Source organism: Mesorhizobium sp. M0615 (assembly GCF_040320805.1).
GTDB lineage: Bacteria > Pseudomonadota > Alphaproteobacteria > Rhizobiales > Rhizobiaceae > Mesorhizobium.
In genome coordinates this window covers 42,656-61,901 of the sequence record NZ_JAMYQI010000025.1, presented here as the reverse complement: position 1 = coordinate 61,901, position 19,246 = coordinate 42,656, and the positions used below count along the sequence as shown (strand labels likewise).

Sequence of the window (19,246 nt, the reverse complement as noted above, 5' to 3'; positions counted from 1 at the left end):
ACGTCTCGCAAGCCATGATCCTTGTCGCTATGGGCGGCAATCTCATCCGCCGAAACGCTCATCCGTGAATTTCAAAACGGACTCTAAGAGTGCGCGATCTTGACGACCGCCAGCCAGGTATAGCCGCGGTAAAGCGTGCGGAAACGGAAGCTTGCGCCGGTTCGCCGAGATTCCGATTCCAAGACTTCGCGCAATGACTCACGTGGCGTGACATGGAATTTCTTGAGCCAGCCGCGCAGCAATGTCCGGAACCAGTTGGGCAAGCCTTCCTGCTGGCCGAAATCGACGACATGCAGCGAGCCGCCGGGCGCGAGTGCCGCAAGGGCTGCTGAAACCGTCTTTTCCCAACCGGGGATCATCGACAGCGAATAGGACACGAAGATGCGGTCCAAGCGCTCGACGCCGAACAGCGTCTTGGCGTCGAAATCGGTGGCGTCGCCGCGCGCCAGCACGACGCGGCCGGACAGGCCTTCGCGGCCGATCGCCTTACCGGCGGTCTCCAGCATCTCGGCCGAGATGTCGAGGCCGTAGAGGCGGGCGTCGGGATAGTGGCGGGCTACAAGCGCGATGTTGCGGCCGGTGCCGCAGCCAAGTTCGAGCACTCTGCCATTCGCCGGCACATCCAGCCCGGATATCATCTGGTCGCGGCCAAGCAGATAGTATTTGCGGGTCAGGTCGTAGATATGGCGTTGCCAGCGATAGACGCCGTCCATCAGTTCGGCATGGTCGGCCGGCAGCTCGCTCGCGCTCACGCCGCGCGCTTCACATAGAGGTGGAAGCCGCCATAGATGGCCGAGCGGTCGCGGGCCAAACAGTCGCGCGAGGCCTCGTCCTCGTAGGTCCACTGGTCGAGCAGCGAGATCGAGACGCGGCCCGGCAGCAGGCTGGGCTCGGCGGCGGTACGGAAGATGACTCGGGCGCCGACCGAGGCGGTGCGGGTGATCTCCGACCAAAGGGCATTGAGCTGGTCGTTCGTCATCCAGTCCTGCGCGTCGAGCAGGACGAAACGGTCGACGGTGCCTGCGTCCTTGCCGGCCAGAAATTCGATCAGATTGGCGTGGTGGATGCCGACGCGATCGACATTGTTGCGGATCGCCTTGTAGTTGGCCTCTTCTAGATAGGCGGGCAGGGCGGCCTCACCCGGATTGGGATAGCGACGGGCGAAGGCTTGCCAGGCGAAGTAGTTGTTCTTCAGCGGAAAATCGCAAGCGAGCTTTTCCAGCCGGGCCTTCAGCACGCTGGCCATCGAACCATCGCCCGAGGTGATCAGCGAATCGTACTGCGCCGGCGGAATGCCGAGGCCGAACAGCGAAGCCTTGCGCGAGGTAGCCCAGCGCAACAGCTTCTTGTCGAAGACCGGCGCCAGCTCTTCGGTGAAGAAGCGGCGCTGGTCGGCGAGGCTCTTCGACGCCATGAGACCGGCGGGATCGACGCCGAAGAATTTGGCGATGCGGTGGCCCATGGCGATGAACAGGCCGAGCAGGCCGGTCTGGTAGAAATTGCGGTCGAAGACGGTGATGCGCCGGCGGCCGCGCCAGCTGCGACGCTCCCAATAGTGGCGGCTGACCGGGTCGAGATGCGGCGCGATGAAGCGGTCATAGGCTTGCGAATTGTGGTTGGTGTCGGCGGCGCCGAAGAAACGGAACAGATCGCCCTGCGAGGGCAGATGCCGCACCGCCTCCAGCTTCATCCGGTTCAAGGCGATGTGGGCGGCGTTGAGGTCGACCGCATCGACGCGTTCAGGCGAGCGGGTGAGGTAGGCGAGGATGTTGCAGCCGCCCGACGCTATGGTGACGAGGCGGTGGCCCTGGCCAAGCTGCATGGCCTCCATGTCGACTTCAGGGTCTTCCCAGATCTGCGGATAGACAAGGCCGGAAAACAGCAGCGCAAACAGTCGTTCGGAAAGGCCGGCCTGCGAAAGCGGGCGGTTCTGGTAGACGGCTTTTCCAACTTCCTTGCCGCGGCGAAAAACGAGATCCGAGGAGACGTCCGTCATGGCAAAGTGATTCCCCATTTGCTTTGCCGCAAGCGGGTAACTCAGGGGCATGACAGGCGGGTGACAGCCTGTTGACGCGAGTTCAGGCCTTGCCAAATCCCCCCGGTGTCGGCGTCGTCAGGATGACGGCGTCGCCGGCGTCGAGCACGGTCTGGTCGCAGGCCTTCAGCGTCTCGACGCTGCCGTCCTGGCGGCGGACCTTGGTCGAGCCGACCTCGCCGTCACCGCCGCCATCGAGGCCTTGCGGCGGGCGGTTGCGGTGCGAGGACAGGATGGCGCATTCCATCTTTTCGAGGAAGCGGATGGTGCGCCTGGTGCCGTCGCCGGCGCTCCATTTGCCTTTGCCGCCGGAACCTTCGCGGATGTGGAAATCCTCGAGCATGACGGGAAACCGCAGTTCCAGCACTTCCGGATCGGTGAGGCGCGAATTGGTCATGTGGGTGTGGACGCCGGATGTGCCGGCAAAGCCGCGGCCGGAGTTCATCCGGCCTGCCGGCGAGCCGGAGCAGATGGTCTCGTAATACTGGTACTGCTTGTTGCCGAAGGTCAGGTTGTTCATCGTGCCTTGCGCATTGGCCATGGCTCCCATGGCGCCGAACAGGGCGTTTGTGACATGCTGCGAGGTCTCGACATTGCCGGCGACGACGGCGGCGGGGTAGGCGGGCTTCAGCATCGAGCCGTCGGGGATGATGATGTTGATCGGCCGCAGGCAGCCGGCATTCATCGGGATCATGTCCTCGACCATGACACGGAAGGCATAGAGCACGGCTGCGCGGGCGACGGGCTCGGGCGCATTGAAATTGTTCTTCTCGACCTTCGACGTTCCGGTGAAGTCCACGGTCGCCTCGCGCTTTTGCCGATCGACGGTAATCTTCACCTTGATCACCTGGCCAGTGTCGGTCGGGTATTCGTACTCGGAACTATCTGGCAGCCGCTCCAGCACGCGGCGCACGCTTTCGGCGGCGTTGTCCTGGACATGGCCCATATAGGCTTCGACGACGTCGAGGCCGAAATGGGCGACCATCTTGCGCAGTTCCGCCACGCCCTTTTCATTCGCGGCGATCTGCGCCTTGAGGTCGGCGATGTTCTGGTGTGGGTTGCGGGCAGGATAGGCGTGGTCGGTGAGCAGCGTGTGCAGCTCCGTCTCGCGGAATTTTCCACGATCGACAACGCGGAAATTGTCGAACAGCACGCCTTCCTCGTCGACCGTGGTGGCAAGCGGCGTCATCGAGCCCGGTGCCGTGCCGCCAATATCGGCATGGTGGCCGCGCGAGGCTACGTAGAAGATTACTTCCTCCCCCCTTGAGGGGGAGGTGGCGGCGGAGCCGCCGGAGGAGGTCGTTGCGGCAGTGCTCGACGCTCTTGTGGTGCCTTCTGAGAGGACCCCACCCGGCCGCTGCGCGGCCACCCTCCCCTCAAGGGGGAGGGAAAACACCGGCGTCACCACGGTGATATCAGGCAGATGCGTGCCGCCATTGTAGGGGGCGTTCAGCGCAAAGACGTCGCCGGGATGGATGTCGCCGGAGTTCAGCCGGATGATGGTTTCGACCGAGCGGTCCATGGAGCCGAGATGCACCGGCATGTGCGGCGCGTTGGCGACCAGCGCTCCATGACGGTCGAAGACGGCGCAGGAAAAGTCCAGCCTTTCCTTGATGTTGACGGAATAGGCGGTGTTCTGCAGCGTGACGCCCATCTGCTCGGCGATCGACATGAAGAGGTTGTTGAAGACCTCCAGCATCACCGGATCGGCTTCGGTACCGAGGGCAGCCGTGCGAACTTTCCGTTCCGTGCGGCGAATGACGACGTGATTGAGGTTGGTGATTTCGGCCTGCCAGCCCGGCTCCACGACGATGGTCTGGTTCGGCTCGATGATCAAAGCGGGGCCTGGGACCAGATTGGATGGGCGCAGGTTTTCGCGGCGATGGATGCCGGCCTCATGCCAGCGGCCCTCGGTGTAGATGCGCCGCGTTCCCGACGCACCCGCTTCAACCATTGCCGGTCCGGCGGGCGCAACGGCTTCGGCCGTGGTCTCGACGATCTCGGCGCCTTCCACGCCAACGGTCTCGACGATCATCGGCTTGTCATCATAGACGAACCCGAACTGCGCCTTGTGGGCCACTTCGAAATCGCGCCTGGCCTGGAAGATCGAGTCGCCTTCGAAATTCACCGGCAGCGTGGTGTCCGTGCCGTCATAGCGGATGTGCAGCACCGGCTTTGCCGCAATCTTGTCCTCGGCGATGCCTTGCGCTGCCAATTCGGCGATGACGGCTTTTTTCAACGTGCCGATGAGGCTGCCGATCTCGGTCCTGGATTCTTCGGCAAGCGGCTTCAGGAGTGCCTGCTGGCGTGACGCGAAAACCGACGACAGGCCGATACCATAGGCTGAGAGCAGACCGGAGAAGGGGTGGATCAGTACCGCCTCCATGCCGAGCGCGTCGGCAACCAGGCAGGCATGCTGGCCGCCGGCGCCGCCAAAACAGTTCAAGAGATATTCGGTGACATCGTAGCCGCGCTGCACGGAGATCTTCTTGATGGCGTTTGCCATGTTTTCCACTGCGATTGTGACGAAGCCTTCGGCGACGGCTTCCGGCGTGCGGCCATCGCCGATTTCGGCGGCGAGCGCAGCGAATTTTTTATGCACGGCGGCGACGTCCAGCGGCTGGTCCTGGCCGGGTCCGAAAATCGCCGGGAAGAAATCGGGCTGCAGCTTGCCCAGCATGACATTGGCGTCGGTGACGGCCAGCGGGCCGCCGCGCCGGTAGGCGGCGGGGCCGGGATTGGCGCCGGCGGAATCCGGCCCGGCGCGGAAACGGCCGGCTTCGTAGTGCAGGATCGAGCCGCCGCCGGCAGCGACGGTATGGATGCGCATCATCGGCGCGCGGATGCGCACGCCGGCGACCTCGGTGTCGAAGGCGCGCTCATACTCGCCGTCAAAATGGGCGACATCGGTGGAGGTGCCGCCCATATCGAAGCCGATGACTTTCTCGAAACCGGCGAGTTTCGCCGTTTCGACCATGCCGACGACACCGCCGGCCGGGCCGGACAGCAGCGCGTCCTTGCCCTGAAACATGTCGGCGGCGGTGAGCCCGCCCGACGACATCATGAACATCAGGCGAGGGTTTTCCCTCCCCCTCGAGGGGAGGGTGGCGGCGGAGCCGCCGGGTGGGGTTGGATCGACCGGGCTCAGCGCATTGGCGGTGCCTTCCGAGAGGACCCCCTCTGGCCGCTTTGCGGACTGCCCTTCGCTATGGCTCCGGGCGTTCGTCGCTGAAAAAGCCAAATCGTTGGCTTTTTCTCGGCCTTTGGCCGACCGCTCCTCACCCTCCAGAAGTGGGGAGATTGGCGTCGCGCCCAGTTCTCCCGCTACTCTTTGCACATAGCGCGACAGGATCGGCGACAGATAGGCATCGACTACGGTGGTGTCGCCGCGGCCGACCAGTTTGATCAGTGGCGAGACTTCATGGCTGACCGAGACTTGGCTGAACCCGATCTTGCGGCAGACTTTCGCCACCGCCTTCTCGTGGTCGGGATATTTCCAGGCATGCATGAAGACGATGGCCACCGCATCGATGCCGTCGGCCTTCGCCTGTTCGATGGCGGGCCGGCAGGCGGCGATGTCGAGCAGGCGCTCGACCTCGCCATTGGCGCGCACACGCTCGTCGATCTCGATGACTCGCTCGTAGAGCTGTTCGGGAAGGATGATCTCCTTGGCGAAGATGTCTGGTCGCGCCTGATAGGCGATCTTCAGCGCATCGCGAAAGCCCTTGGTGATGAGCAAAAGCACACGGTCGCCCTTGCGCTCCAGCAGCGCATTCGTGGCAACGGTGGTACCCATCTTGACGTCACCGACCAGGCCCGGAGGAATAGCGGTGCCGGATTTCAGCCCCAGAAGCTCGCGGATGCCGGCTATGGCGGCGTCGGGATAGGCTTCGGGATTTTCCGACAGGAATTTCCTGGGATGCAAACCGCCTTGCGGATCACGTCCGATCACGTCGGTGAAGGTGCCGCCGCGGTCGATCCAAAAATCCCATTTCTTGTCCACGCAGAACTCCGGCATTTCATTTGGGTCCAGACTGTTAGTTCGGCATCGCCCGGCCCGCAATCGGTAGTGCGCGGATGTTACATCAGGAAACGCAACGTTACGAAACTCATGGCCGTTTGATGCATTTTGCCTTCGACCGTTCACCGCAACGTGAGCGTGTGTTGAAGGAGAGATGTCATGAAAAAGCTCATTCTTGCTTCCGTTTCCGCCCTGGCCCTGTTCGGCGTTGCCGCCTGCAGCGACAGCGCTACGGATAACACCACCACCCAGAGCACCAATCCGCCAGCCGCCGAGCCCATGAAGCCGGCGACGCCGGATGCACCGAAGCCTGCAGAACCGGCTCCGGCAACACCTGCTCCTGCCCCCGCGCAGTAGCAGCAGTCCCGGTCACTTTGACGTGACGAGAGAGGAGGCCGGCTTCGCGCCGGCCTTCCTGCGTTTAGGTCGATTCGGGGCTCAAGGGCCTTGAACCGGCTCTTTCCTACGGTTTGGGATCTGGCGCGTCGTTGCTTGCGTAAATCGATCCACTCTGCGGCGCTGTCTTGGCTTGATAGCAATGGCCGGCGGCCCTAATAAGCGCTCATGTCAATTTGGGATCGCCTCGGCGACTTCATCAACCGCGTTTCATCTTCAGCCACGTCCGGTGTAGCCGATGTGGTCGAGGCCGTGCGCACGGTTTTCTCCGGTGACGCCGATCTGCGCCGGCGCGTCGCCTTCTCTGTGGCAATGATTGCGCTGTCAGCCAAGATGGCCAAGGCCGATGGCATCGTCACCCAGGACGAGGTTCGCGCGTTCCAGGAAATATTTGAGGTGCCGCGAGAACAGACCCGCAATGTGGCGCGGCTTTACGATCTGGCCAAGCGCGACGTCGCCGGGTTCGAGACCTATGCCGAGAGTATGGCGCAGATGTGCGGCTCGGGCCATTCGAACTGCGTCATGCTGGAAGACATACTCGACGGTCTGTTCCACATCGCCAAGGCGGACGGGCTGGTGCATGAGCGCGAAGGCGTTTTCCTGCACCGTATTGCCGAGATTTTTCGCATCGACGAGGTGCACTACGAAGCCATCCTGGCCAGGCACGTCAATCTCGGGGCCGGCGATCCCTATATCGTGCTCGGCATTGAGCGCGGCAAGCCGTTCGAGGAGGTCAGGAAGCGGTACCGCAAGCTGGTCTCCGACAATCATCCGGACCGCCTGATCGCGCGCGGCCTGCCGCAGGAATTCATCAAGATTGCAACGACCAGGGTCGCGGCTATCAACGCGGCCTATGAAATGATCGAGCGGGGCCTCAGGCACGCATGACCGGCTTCTCGCCCGACGAGCCAAGCGCGGAGGTCAGGGTATCGCCGAATTTCGGCCCGCGGCGCGAAACGCTCAGGCCCGATATGATCGTGCTGCACTATACCGGCATGGCGACGGGTGCTGCCGCGGAAGCCTGGTTGTGCAACCCCAAAAGCGAAGTCTCGTCGCACTACCTCGTCCATGAGGATGGCCGCATCATCCAGATGGTGCGCGAAAGCGACCGCGCCTGGCATGCCGGTGCAAGTTCCTGGTTCGGTCGTCGCGACATCAACTCCTGTTCGGTCGGCATCGAAATCGTCAATCCCGGCCATTCGCTCGGCTATTCGGCCTTTCCCAAGCGGCAGGTGGAAGCGGTGATCGGGCTTTGCCTTGGTATCATCGAACGCCATTCCATTACGGCGCAAAGGGTGCTTGCCCATTCCGACATCGCGCCGGGGCGCAAGATCGACCCGGGCGAGAAATTCCCCTGGAATGCGCTGTTTGCGGCCGGGGTCGGCCATCTCGTGCCTGCGGCGCCGGTCCGGCGCGGCGCGGTGCTGAAAGCCGGCGATACCGGCGCCGAGGTCGAGACACTGCAGTCGATGCTGGCGCTCTATGGCTATGGCGTTGAGATATCAGGTGTCTTCGACCGCCAGACCGAAATCGTCGTCGAAGCTTTTCAGCGGCATTTCCGACCGCGCCTGGTGGATGGTGTCGCCGACGGCTCTACGTCTAGCACGCTGCAAAGCCTGCTGACTTCCCTTACGTCAGTTGCCTCTAAATAATCTTTTTCTGATATTCAAGTTACAGCCTGTCACTGAAAGTGAATTGCCTCGCCTTGTTCGACACAAATTCCGCCCTCAAAGGCGGTTCGTGCAAGTTATCGGACCTCCAGCCCCCCGGATGCTCCGATATTGATTAGGCGTTGCTGCGTGAAGATCTTCGCGCGGCCAAACAGAACGGGACCACATGCAGAAATTGACCGTTGTAACGGCAGCTATTGCTGCCGGCGTAATGACTTTTGCCTTCAGCACGGCCGATGCCGCACCACTGAGCCAGAGGGCGGACCAGGGCTTCATCGCCGCACCCGCCAAAGCCACCATGACGAAGGCAAACCCAACAGCAAAAAGGGCAATCACCGCGAAAGGGCGCAAAGCAGCCGTGGTGAAAGCCAGAAAAGCCACGGCCAAGAGGCATTTTAAGCGCAACAGGAAGAGCGTCGACCTGACGACGACCGCATCGATCCGCCCAAGCACCGCTGCGGAGTCGACTGCGGCAGCCGCGCTTGGCGGCCAGTATTCGGCAATCATTGCCCGCTATGCTGCGGCCGAAGGCGTGCCGGTGTCGCTGGCCCAGGCGGTCATCAAGATCGAGAGCAACTACCGGCCGAACATCGTCGGCAGCGCGGGTGAAATCGGCCTGATGCAGATCAAGCCGGCAACGGCGCGGATGATGGGGTATAGCGGCTCCGCCAAGGGTCTGTTCGATCCCGACACCAACATCAAATACGGCATGAAGTACCTTGCCATGGCGCGCAATCTCGGCGGCGGCACCACCTGCGGCACGATCCTGAAATACAATGCCGGCCATGCCGCGACGAGGATGAACCCGGTGTCGGCGGCCTATTGCGGCAAGGTCAAGGTGCAGTTGGCGGCATTGGGATCGCCGGCATAAGTCTGCTTTTTCATTTGCGTTTTGGAACGTGAACCCCTTTATACGCTCTGCCAGCTGGCCGGGCGGCCGCACCCGCAAAGCCGAAAGGCTGCGGGTGAGGAAAGTCCGGGCTCCATGGAAACACGGTGCCGGTTAATGGCCGGCGGGGGCGACCCCAGGGAAAGTGCCACAGAAAGCAAACCGCCACGATTTATCGGGGCAAGGGTGAAAGGGTGGGGTAAGAGCCCACCGCGCGACTGGCAACAGGAGCGGCACGGTAAACCCCACCGGGAGCAAGACCGAATAGGGACGGTGCGAGGGGAAACCTTCAGGGCTGTTTCCGGCTCACCGTCCGGGTAGGTTGCGTGAGGCGCATGGCAACATGCGCCCAAGATGAATGGCCGCCACGTTCTCGCCCCGAAAGGGGCGAGGGCCATACAAAACCCGGCTTACAGGCCAGCTGGCAATTTCTCCCCATATCGCGATTAATCCTTTGGGATCAGCAGTCTGCGCCTTCGGGCGCAGCTGACGATTCAGGTGCTTGAGCGATTGAATCAACTGCACCGGGTGGGTCGAGACAAACGCATTCTTGAAGCTGGTACGATTAATCGTACCATGATCGTCGTGGTTTGATCAGGAGCACGCCATGGGTCATGTCGACAAACGCAGCATCGCGCTTTCGCCGGAACTGGCGGGGGCGGTCGACGACGTCGTGGCCGCCGGCGAATATGCCTCGGCCAGCGAAGTGATCCGTGACGCACTGCGGCAATGAAAAGACCGCCGCGATCTTCTCGGCTACACGGTCGAGGAATTGCGCAGGCTGATTCAGGAGGGGATCGACAGCGGACCGGGACGATTTGCGTCGATGGACGAGATCAAAGCCGAAGCACGTAAGGACAGGTTGTCTGACGACCTTGAGAGCGGGAGGATAGACGGACATCTGTTCATGAAGCGCTTGCAAGCCAAATATGCCGCAGTGACTGAGGCAAGGGACTCGAAGAAGTGAGATCGCTTCAGAGGTTGACGCTGCCCCTCATCCCCCTGCCGGGACCTTCTCCCCGTACAGTGACGGGGAGAAGGGGCAAGCCGCCTCAGATGCCGATCTTGTCCAGCGATGCCTCGATCGCCTGCCAGAGTTCTTCCACCGGCTCGCAGCCCACCGACAGGCGCACGAAGCCGGGCGGAACCGAATCTCCTCGCTTGGCCCGCCGCTCGGCGGAGGTGTGGACACCCCCGAACGACGTTGCCGCCTGCATCAGCGTGCAGTTGTTGATGAAATCCTCGGCCTTCTCCTGGGAAGCGAGTTCGAAGGACACGAGGAAGCCGAAGCGCTCCATCTGCGCCCGGGCAAGGTTGTGCGACGGGTCGCCCTCCAGCCCGGGGTAGCGCAAGCCGCTAACGGCGCGATGGTCTTTCAGGCGCGTCACGATCACCTCGGCAGAAGAACACATGCGGTCGAAGCGTACGTCCAGCGTCTCCAGGCCGCGATGCACCAGCCAAGCCTCGAACGGGCCGGGAATGCCGCCCGCGGTCTCGCGCCAGCCGGTGACGGCCGCGATGATATCTGGATTGCGGCAGGCGACATGGCCGAACAGCACGTCGGAATGCCCGTTGGCCGCCTTGGTGTCGGCAGCAACGACGATGTCGGCGCCGAGATCGAGCGGACGCTGGCCGAACGGCGTCATCGTGGTGTTGTCGACGACGACGATCGCGCCCGCTTGGTGCGCGGCCTCGGTGACGGCTGTGATGTCGCAAATGTCCAATCGCGGATTTGACGGGGTTTCAACGTAGACAAGGCGGTAGCCGTCGAAGCCGCCGTCGAGGAATGTAGCTGTCGGCCGCAGATCATAGGCGACGCCGAAGGGCTTGAGGAAACGTTCGGCCAGCGCGCGTGTGGCATGGTAGCCGTCCGAAGGCAAAAGCACGCGGTCGCCGGATTTCAACAGGCCGAAAAACACCGCCGAGATTGCCGCCATTCCTGAGGGGAAGCCGACGCATGGCGCGTCTTCGAGATGCGCCAGCATGTGCTCGACTGCATCCCAGGTGGCGTTGCTGTAACGGCCGTACTGACTGTAGCCGGCGCCGTCGCCCGGGTTGTGGAAAATAGCGGCCATGGTCAGCGGCAATGGGATGGGGTCGCCTTTGGCAAGTCCGTCGCGACTCAGATGGGCAAGGGAGGCCGCGCGGGACCTGGCTGTTTCGGACATGGATTTCTGACCTTGTTGCTCAGCGAAAAGACTGACGACGCTATTCGCGGCAGTGATGCGCGGCAAGCCGCTTCCGCTTGGGCCAGCCCGCTCTAAACGGTTCGTTAGGCTTAATGGGAGATAAAGACGGGAGTGTTGTCAGAGCTGCTCTCACCGGTTGTGGCGCGCGCGTTTGTGAAGCCTGTTCCCGTTGACGCCCATAGTGCCCCATGATATCCCATTTCGATACCAAAGCCTTCGTTCCGCGTCAGGGTAAAGCGTACGCCAATCGGGCAGCCGCGGCGGCTGTGCGTTTGCGGGGTTTTGCCGCTGGGATCGAAGCGGATTTTCGGCAGGGGACGCGCTTCGGCGCGGACGAAAACATGGAGAGGGGTGCGGCGGCGGAAGCGGCTGCAGCGTGTCATGGACCGGTTTCTGTCAAGCGCGGTGAACAGGATCGATGCGAAGGGGCGGGTCTCCGTTCCGGCGCATTTCCGCGCGGTCGTGCAGAAGCGCGGCTATTCGGAACTCTATGCGCTGCGCGGCCTGGACGTGCCTGCGATGGATGTCGGCGGGCTCGATCTGCTCGACCGCTACGAGCAGCGCATCGCGCTGGAAGACCCTTTTTTGCAGACGGCGGACGATATGTCGTTCTTCTGCCATGGCGACGGGACGTTCCTGAAGCTCGATCAGGATGGCCGCATCACGATGAGCGATTTCATCCGCGAGCATACGGGCATCACGAGCGAAGTGGCCTTTGTCGGCCGTGGCAATTTCTTTCAAGTTTGGGAGCCTGGACGGCTGGCCGCCTATGGGGCGCAGGCGCGGGCTCGGCTTTTGCAGCTTCGGCAGGGGACGAAGGCTCACGAGGCCAAGGCTGGGGAGCGGCCGGAATGATGGCGGATCACGGCGATGATCTCAGCGCCGTTGGCGGACCGGTCCGCCACATTCCGGTCCTCCTCGCCGAAGTGCTGGAGGCGCTCTCACCCAAAGCCGGCGATGTGATCGTCGACGGCACGTTTGGCGCCGGCGGCTACACCAAGGCGATCCTGGCGAGCGGCGCCTCGGTGGTGGCGATCGATCGCGATCCCGATGCGATTGCCGCCGGGCGCGGCTTGGAACAGCAATCCGGCGGCAGGCTAAGGCTGGTGCAGGCGCCATTTTCGACGCTGGACGAGCAGGTCGAAAGCGCCGACGGCGTTGTCCTCGACATCGGCATTTCCTCGATGCAGGTCGACCAGCCCGAGCGCGGCTTTTCGTTCCGCACCGACGGGCCGCTCGACATGCGCATGGCGCAGGCGGGCTTGAGTGCTGCCGACGTCGTCAATTCGTTCAAGATAGGCGACCTTGCCCGCATCTTCGGCTTCCTCGGCGAAGAGCGGAATGCCGGCCGCATTGCCCGCATGATCGAGTCACGCCGCGAAAAACGTCCGTTCGAGCGCACGCTCGATCTCGCCGACGCCATCGAAACGCATATCGGCCGCGCGCCGAAGGACAAGATTCATCCGGCCACCCGCGTCTTCCAGGCGCTGCGCATTTTCGTCAATGACGAGCTGGGCGAATTGGCCAAAGCCCTAATGGCATCCGAGCGGGTATTGAAGCCCGGCGGGCGGCTTGCGGTGGTGACGTTCCATTCGCTGGAAGACCGCATCGTCAAGCGCTTCATCGCCGACCGCGCCGAGGTCGCCACCGGCTCACGTCATTTGCCCGAGGCGCACGCGCGCACTGCGACCTTCCGCAAGGCTGGTGGCGGCGTGACGGCAGGCGATGCCGAGGTCGCTGCCAATCCGCGGGCGCGCTCGGCCAGGCTGCGTACCGCCATCCGCACCGAGGCGCCGGCGCGCGCCGGTGATCTCACCATTTTCGGCCTTCCAAAGCTTCCCGGCATCCAGGCGCCGCGAGAGAGGTGAATACGTGTTTCGAACCAGCGACATAGTCCTGATCGCCGTCATGGTCTCGGCCGCGGCCCTGACCTACAAGGCCAAGCGCGAGGCCGAGGAACAGCTGGCTTCGGTGCAGAAGATCGAGGCGCAGATCCGCTATGAGGAGGACACGATCGACCTGCTCAAGGCCGACTGGAGCCTGCTGACCCAGCCGTCGCGCCTGCAGAAGCTGGCTAAAATCTACAAATCGCAGCTCGCACTCGAGCCGGTCATTGCGCGGCAGATCGTCGGGCTCGACGACCTGCCGGCAAAACCGCTCAACATCGAGGACCTGTCGTCGCAACGGCTTGGCGGCATGGCCGACAATTCCGGCAAAGGACCAGCCGACAAGGATCCCGTGGTCACCGGAGCCATCGTCCAATGATCGCTGGATTTCCAATGCGCGCCAAACTTCCGTCGGTCGGCAAATTGCTGAAGCGCCGCGCACGGACCGGCGAGGACGGCTCCATCGTGGTCGAAGGCGCGCGCAAGGCGACCGGCGGCAAGGCCAAGACCCGCATCGTGATGACGATGGCGGTGTTCTTCGGCATCTATTCGACCATCGCCGGGCGGCTGGTCTATCTCGGTTTCCAGTCCCCCGACATGTCGAATGGGCCGCAAAGCCGGGTGACGGCGTCGCGTCCCGACATCGTCGACCGCAACGGCGAGGTGCTGGCGACCGACATCAAGACGGCATCGCTGTTTGCCGAGCCGCGCCGCATCGTCGATGCCGACGAGGCGATCGAAAAGCTGTCGACCATTCTGCCAGATATCGACCCCGAGCAGACCTATCACAAGCTGAAGAGCGGCGCCGGCTTCGTCTGGCTGCAGCGGCAGCTGACGCCCAAGCAGCAGGCCGACATCATGCAGCTCGGCATTCCCGGAATCGGCTTTCGCACCGAAAAGCGCCGCTTCTATCCGGCCGGCGTGACCTCGTCCTACATTGTCGGCCTCACCAACATCGACAATCAGGGCATCTCCGGCATGGAGAAATACATTGACGAGCAGGGCCTGAGCGACCTGCAGGCCTCAGGCCTTGCGATCGCCAAGGATCTGAAGCCGGTTCAGCTGTCGATCGACCTGCGCGTCCAGCATGTGGTGCGCGACGAGATTGCCGCCGGCCTCGAGCGCTATCGCGCCATGGGCGCCGGCGCCGTCGTGCTCAACATCAAGACCGGCGAAGTGGTGGCGATGGCCTCGGTGCCGGATTTCGATCCGAACAATCCCTTCAATGCGCAGGACAAGGATCGGCTGAACCGCATGTCGGCCGGCCTCTACGAGATGGGCTCGACCTTCAAGAGCTTCACCTCGGCCATGGCGCTCGATTCCGGCAAGGCGAACATGAACAGCCGTTTCGACGCCTCGCACCCAATCCGGGTCGGCCATCAGGCGATCCACGATTTCCATGGCAAGAACCGCGTGCTGTCATTGCCGGAGGTGTTCCTTTACTCCTCCAATATCGGATCGGCCCGTGAGGCCGAAATGGTCGGCATCGAGGGGCACCGCGAGTTCCTGCATCGCCTTGGCCTTCTGGACAGGATGCAGACCGAACTGCCTGAAGTCGCCCGCCCGACCGAACCGAAGGTCTGGAAGCAGGTCAACTCCTTCACCATCGCCTTCGGCCATGGCGTGTCGACGACGCCGCTGCAGGCGGCCGTCGGCTGCGCGGCGCTGATGCAGGGCTACCTGATCCCGCCGACTTTCCTGGTCCGCAGCGAGCAGGATGCCATGGCGGTGGCCAAGAGAGTGGTCAGCGAAAGGACTGTGGAGGGCATGCGCTACCTCTATACGCTCAATGCCGAGAAGGGCTCGGCCAGAAACGCCAGGGCCCCCGGCTACCGCGTTGGCGGCAAGACCGGAACCGCCGAGAAGGTGATCAATGGCCGCTACTCGAAGGAACTGAATTTCAACACCTTCGTCGCTGCCTTCCCGATGGACGATCCGCAATATCTGGTGTTTACGATCGCTGACGCTCCGCACCCGGAAAAGCCCGGGATGACCGACGTCGCCGCCAACAATGCGGGTGTCATGGCCGGAAACATCATCAGGCGGGCAGCCGCCATGCTTGGCGTGAAGCCAGATTTCAGCCATGAAAATGGCGCAACGCTGGTTTCCTATCAGTGATTCTTAGGGCGCGCCGGCAACTGCGCGCCATTTTGTTGAGATAAACGGGGTTCGATGCACCTGAGAGATTTAGCCGGTATCCTGCCTGTCGAGGGAACATCTTCCCGCGATGTGGAGGTAACCGGGATTTCGTCGGATTCCCGCACGGTCAAGACCGGCGTGGTCTTTTTCGCGCTCGCCGGCAGCAAGGCGGATGGTTCGGCCTATGCCGCCGATGCGGCAAAGCGCGGCGCAGCGGCGGTTGTCGTGGGCAAGGCCAGCGCCGTTTCCGGCCTGTCCGTCCCGGTGCTCAGCGTCGACGACCCACGCCTGGCGCTGGCGCTGAGCGCGGCACGTTTCTTCGGCAGCCAGCCGGAGACCATGGTCGCGGTTACCGGCACCGCAGGCAAGACCTCGGTCGCCGCCTTCACCAGGCAGATCTGGGAGCAGGCCGGCTTTGCCGCCGCGTCCATTGGCACCACCGGCGTGGTGGCGCCGGGCCTCAACGATTACGGTTCGTTGACCACACCCGATCCAGTGGCTTTGCACCAGTTGCTCAAGGAATTGGCGGAGGCCGGCGTCACACACGCCTCGATGGAGGCTTCCAGCCATGGTCTCGACCAGCGCCGTCTCGATGGCGTCAAGCTCGCCGCTGGCGGTTTCACCAATCTCGGCCGCGACCATATGGACTATCATCCGACGGTCGAGGACTACCATCGCGCCAAATTGCGCCTGTTCGACACGCTGCTGCCGAAAGGCGCGCCGGCGGTCATCTTTGCCGACGATCCGTGGTCGGCGCCGACCATCCAGGCTGCGCAGGCCGCGGGGCTCAATGTGCTGACTGTCGGCCGCCATGGCGATTTCCTGCGCCTGAAGCGGGTCGAGCACGAGCGCCACCGCCAGCGCGCCGAGGTCGAAGCTGACGGCGTGCTCTACGAGATCGACCTGCCGCTCGCCGGCGACTTCCAGATCGCCAATGCCCTGGTTTCGGCCGGGCTGGCCATTTCCACCGGAACGCCGGTCGCCAAAGCTTTGATGGCGTTGGAGAAACTTCAGGGGGCACCGGGACGGCTCGACCTTGTCGGCGCCACCGCCAATGGCGCGCCCGTCTATGTCGACTATGCCCACAAGCCGGATGCGCTGGAAAATGTGCTGGCCGCGGTGCGCCCGTTCACCACCGGCCGCGTCATCGTCGTGTTCGGCTGCGGCGGCGACCGCGACCGGGGCAAGCGGCCGATCATGGGCGGAATCGCCACGCGGCTGGCCGACGTCGTCATCGTCACCGACGACAATCCGCGCTCGGAAGTGCCGGAAACGATCCGTGCCGCGATCCTGGCAGCCGCGCCCCGCGCGATTGAAATCAGCGACCGCCGCAAGGCGATCCACGAAGCGGTCGCCATGCTCAAAGCGGGCGATACGCTGATCGTTGCCGGGAAGGGCCATGAAGAGGGCCAGACTATCGGCGCCGAGACGTTTCCCTTCTCCGACCACGAGGAAGTCCGCTCGGCGCTGCGGGAGCGGGCCGCATGAGCGTGCTCTGGACTTCCGAGGCGCTGGTCGACGCCATGGGCGGTCGGCCGCTCGGGCCGATGCCGGAGGGAATTTCGGGGATCTCGATCGACAGCCGCAGCCTGCAGCCGGGCGACGCCTTCTTCGCCATCAAGGGCGAGGCGATGGACGGCCATGACTTCGCGACCGCGGCGATCAAGGCCGGCGCCGGCGTGCTGGTCGTTGCTGAGGGCAAGTTGCCGTCGCTCGGGCGGCTGACGGCGCCGATGATCGTCGTGCAGGATGTGCTTGCCGCACTCGAAAAACTGGGCGTCGCCGCACGCGCCCGGTCCAATGCAAAGATCATCGCGGTGACAGGATCGGCCGGCAAGACCACCACCAAGGAGGCGCTGCGCCATGTGCTGTCGGCCGTCGGCACGGTGCATGCCTCGGCGCAGTCCTTCAACAATCATTGGGGCGTGCCGCTGACGCTGGCGCGCATGCCCGGCGATTGCGACTATGCGGTGTTCGAGATCGGCATGAACCATCCGGGCGAGATCCGGCCGCTGGTCAAGATGGTCCGGCCACATGTGGCCATCGTCACGATGATTGCCGCGGCGCATCTCGGCTTCTTTAGAAATCTCGACGAGATCGCCAAGGCCAAGGCTGAGATTTTCGAAGGCATCGAGCCCGGCGGTGCGGCCTTGCTCAACCGCGACGATGCGCGCTGGAAGCTGCTAGACAAGATGGCGCGGGCCGCCGGCGTCGAACATGTCTTTGGCTTCGGCGAGAATACACGGTCGACCTACAAGCTGACCAAATGCGAGCTGCATGCCGATCATTCCGATATCACCGCCAGGATCGGCGGTCAGGATGTCGTTGCCCGGATCGGCGCGCCCGGCCGCCACATGGTGCAGAATGTGCTCGCCGTTCTTGGCGCGGCGCATCTCGTTGAAGCTGACATCGCAAAGGTGGCGGAAGCGCTGGCCGATCTCTCCGCCGAACGCGGCCGTGGCAAGCGCCATATGCTTCGCCACCCCAAGGGACCGATCACACTGATCGACGAGAGCTACAACGCCAATCCGGCCTCGATGGCTGCTGCCATGGCGCTGCTCAACGCGACGCCTGTCACGGGCGAGGGCCGGCGCATCGCCGTGCTCGGCGACATGCTCGAGCTCGGCGACCATTCGGCCAAGCTCCATGCAGCCCTTGCCGAGTTGATCGTCGGCACCGGCACAAACACGGTCTTTCTCGGCGGTCCGGAAATGCGGGCGCTGGCAGACATCCTGCCCGACGAGATCAAAACGGAATACCGCGCCGGCGCCGAGGAATTGAAGCCGCTGCTGTTGTCGACGCTGAAGGCCGGCGACGTGGTGATGATCAAATCGTCGAAAGGCATCGGCTTTTCAAAGCTGGTCGAGGCCTTGCTCGGCAAATATCCGGCGGAAGCCGCAGGCACGAAACAGAACTAGTCCGGGGAACGGAATCGTATGTTTACATTGCTCGTCGATTTTGCGGACAAGGTCTCGGTCTTCAATGTCTTCCGCTACATAACTTTCCGCACCGGCGGTGCGCTGATCACCTCGGCGCTGATCGTCTTCATCTTCGGGCCGACCATCATCAATTCGCTTAGGCTGCGGCAAGGCAAGGGCCAGCCGATCCGCGCCGATGGCCCGCAGACGCATTTCAAGAAGGCCGGCACGCCGACGATGGGCGGGCTGATGATCCTGTGCGGCATCGTCGGCTCGTCGCTTCTATGGGCGAACCTCTCCTCGATCTATGTCTGGGTGGTCCTCTTGGTGACGCTGGGCTTCGGTTCGATCGGCTTTTACGACGACTATCTCAAGGTAACCAAGGAGTCGCATCTCGGCTTTTCCGGCAAGGCGCGGCTGGCGTTGGAATTCGTCATCGCCGGCATCGCCGCCTGGGCGATCATGCATAATGGCCAGGCGCCGTTCTCGTCGTCGCTGACCTTCCCCTTCGCCAAGGAATTCATCATCAATCTCGGCTGGTTCTTCGTGCCGTTCTCCTGCTTCGTCATTGTCGGCGCCGGCAATGCGGTGAATTTGACCGATGGCCTCGACGGGCTGGCGATCGTGCCGATCATGATTGCGGCGGCATCCTTTGGCGTCATCGCCTACCTCTCCGGCAATGCGGTGTTCGCCGAATATCTGCAGATCCATTTCGTGCCCGGCACCGGCGAACTGGCTGTCGTGCTTGGCGCCGTCATCGGCGCCGGCCTCGGCTTCCTCTGGTTCAACGCCCCGCCGGCGGCGATCTTCATGGGCGACACCGGTTCGCTGGCCATGGGTGGCCTGATCGGTACGGTCGCGGTCGCCACCAAGCACGAGATCGTGCTGGTCATCGTCGGCGGATTGTTCGTCGTGGAAATCCTGTCGGTCATCATCCAGGTCGGCTACTTCAAGATGACCGGCAAGCGCGTCTTCCTGATGGCGCCTATCCATCATCATTTCGAAAAGCTCGGCTGGACCGAAAGCCAGGTGGTGATCCGCTTCTGGATCATCGCCGTCATCCTGGCGCTGGTCGGCCTGTCGACCCTCAAGCTGAGATAGGA

At 63.1% G+C, this 19,246-nt stretch carries 15 protein-coding genes, 1 other RNA gene and 1 pseudogene; 13 read left to right on the top strand and 4 right to left on the bottom strand.

The window, feature by feature from the left end; genetic code table 11:
- Positions 1-83: 83 nt before the first annotated feature.
- From NKI46_RS29315 to NKI46_RS29305, 3 genes are read right to left on the bottom strand one after another with little or no spacing between them, the layout of a single operon-like run.
- The gene (locus tag NKI46_RS29315) at positions 84-752 is read right to left on the bottom strand and encodes a class I SAM-dependent methyltransferase (protein ID WP_502896849.1); all 669 of its coding nucleotides are present in this window, start codon (positions 750-752) and stop codon (positions 84-86) included.
- Complete coding sequence (locus NKI46_RS29310) at positions 749-2,047, bottom strand: BtaA family protein (protein WP_031244262.1); 1,299 nt, start codon at positions 2,045-2,047, stop codon at positions 749-751. Before NKI46_RS29310 ends, NKI46_RS29315 begins: the two co-directional genes overlap by 4 nt.
- A gap of 31 nt (positions 2,048-2,078) precedes the next feature.
- Complete coding sequence (locus NKI46_RS29305) at positions 2,079-6,038, bottom strand: hydantoinase B/oxoprolinase family protein (RefSeq protein WP_352749300.1); 3,960 nt, start codon at positions 6,036-6,038, stop codon at positions 2,079-2,081.
- A 177-nt stretch (positions 6,039-6,215) separates the two neighbouring features.
- Between NKI46_RS29305 and NKI46_RS29300 the strand changes: the two genes are divergently transcribed.
- From NKI46_RS29300 to NKI46_RS29275, 6 genes and pseudogenes are all read left to right on the top strand, one after another.
- Entirely contained in the window at positions 6,216-6,413 is a 198-nt protein-coding gene (locus NKI46_RS29300; RefSeq protein WP_023729355.1) for a hypothetical protein, read from the top strand.
- Between the two features lie 207 nt (positions 6,414-6,620).
- Entirely contained in the window at positions 6,621-7,340 is a 720-nt protein-coding gene (locus NKI46_RS29295) for a J domain-containing protein (RefSeq protein WP_023739868.1), read from the top strand.
- Complete coding sequence (locus tag NKI46_RS29290; RefSeq protein WP_023739867.1) at positions 7,337-8,104, top strand: N-acetylmuramoyl-L-alanine amidase; 768 nt, start codon at positions 7,337-7,339, stop codon at positions 8,102-8,104. The genes NKI46_RS29295 and NKI46_RS29290 overlap by 4 nt, the downstream gene beginning before the upstream one ends.
- A 184-nt stretch (positions 8,105-8,288) precedes the next feature.
- Positions 8,289-8,993, top strand: coding sequence for a lytic transglycosylase domain-containing protein (locus tag NKI46_RS29285; protein ID WP_023739866.1), 705 nt, complete (start codon positions 8,289-8,291; stop codon positions 8,991-8,993).
- Positions 8,994-9,043: 50 nt separating this feature from the next.
- An RNA gene (gene rnpB, locus NKI46_RS29280) (RNase P RNA component class A) lies at positions 9,044-9,440 on the top strand.
- A 178-nt stretch (positions 9,441-9,618) separates the two neighbouring features.
- Positions 9,619-9,978, top strand: a pseudogene (locus NKI46_RS29275) (type II toxin-antitoxin system ParD family antitoxin).
- An 85-nt stretch (positions 9,979-10,063) separates the two neighbouring features.
- Here the strand turns inward: NKI46_RS29275 and NKI46_RS29270 are convergent.
- On the bottom strand, positions 10,064-11,179 hold the full coding sequence (locus tag NKI46_RS29270) for a cystathionine gamma-lyase (RefSeq protein WP_352749296.1): 1,116 nt from the start codon (positions 11,177-11,179) through the stop codon (positions 10,064-10,066).
- A gap of 402 nt (positions 11,180-11,581) precedes the next feature.
- Here NKI46_RS29270 and mraZ point away from each other — a divergent pair, with 402 nt between their 5' ends.
- From mraZ to mraY, 7 genes are read left to right on the top strand one after another with little or no spacing between them, the layout of a single operon-like run.
- Positions 11,582-12,055, top strand: a complete 474-nt coding sequence (gene mraZ / locus NKI46_RS29265; RefSeq protein WP_023682144.1) for a division/cell wall cluster transcriptional repressor MraZ — start codon at positions 11,582-11,584, stop codon at positions 12,053-12,055.
- Positions 12,052-13,068 (top strand): 16S rRNA (cytosine(1402)-N(4))-methyltransferase RsmH, encoded by a 1,017-nt coding sequence (gene rsmH, locus NKI46_RS29260; protein WP_352749293.1) that lies wholly within the window; start codon positions 12,052-12,054, stop codon positions 13,066-13,068. Before mraZ ends, rsmH begins: the two co-directional genes overlap by 4 nt.
- Before the next feature lie 4 nt (positions 13,069-13,072).
- The gene (gene ftsL / locus NKI46_RS29255; RefSeq protein WP_352749290.1) at positions 13,073-13,465 is read left to right on the top strand and encodes a cell division protein FtsL; all 393 of its coding nucleotides are present in this window, start codon (positions 13,073-13,075) and stop codon (positions 13,463-13,465) included.
- Between the two features lie 14 nt (positions 13,466-13,479).
- Positions 13,480-15,204 (top strand): peptidoglycan D,D-transpeptidase FtsI family protein, encoded by a 1,725-nt coding sequence (locus NKI46_RS29250; RefSeq protein ID WP_023829244.1) that lies wholly within the window; start codon positions 13,480-13,482, stop codon positions 15,202-15,204.
- Between the two features lie 54 nt (positions 15,205-15,258).
- Positions 15,259-16,713 carry a UDP-N-acetylmuramoyl-L-alanyl-D-glutamate--2,6-diaminopimelate ligase gene (locus NKI46_RS29245; RefSeq protein WP_352749287.1) on the top strand — a complete coding sequence of 485 codons (1,455 nt, stop codon included), beginning with the start codon at positions 15,259-15,261 and terminating at the stop codon, positions 16,711-16,713.
- Positions 16,710-18,143 (top strand): UDP-N-acetylmuramoylalanyl-D-glutamyl-2,6-diaminopimelate--D-alanyl-D-alanine ligase, encoded by a 1,434-nt coding sequence (locus NKI46_RS29240; RefSeq protein ID WP_023682139.1) that lies wholly within the window; start codon positions 16,710-16,712, stop codon positions 18,141-18,143. The genes NKI46_RS29245 and NKI46_RS29240 overlap by 4 nt, the downstream gene beginning before the upstream one ends.
- A gap of 18 nt (positions 18,144-18,161) precedes the next feature.
- A complete protein-coding gene (gene mraY / locus NKI46_RS29235; protein WP_023682138.1) occupies positions 18,162-19,244 on the top strand; it encodes a phospho-N-acetylmuramoyl-pentapeptide-transferase in 1,083 nt (360 codons plus the stop codon).
- Positions 19,245-19,246: the final 2 nt, after the last annotated feature.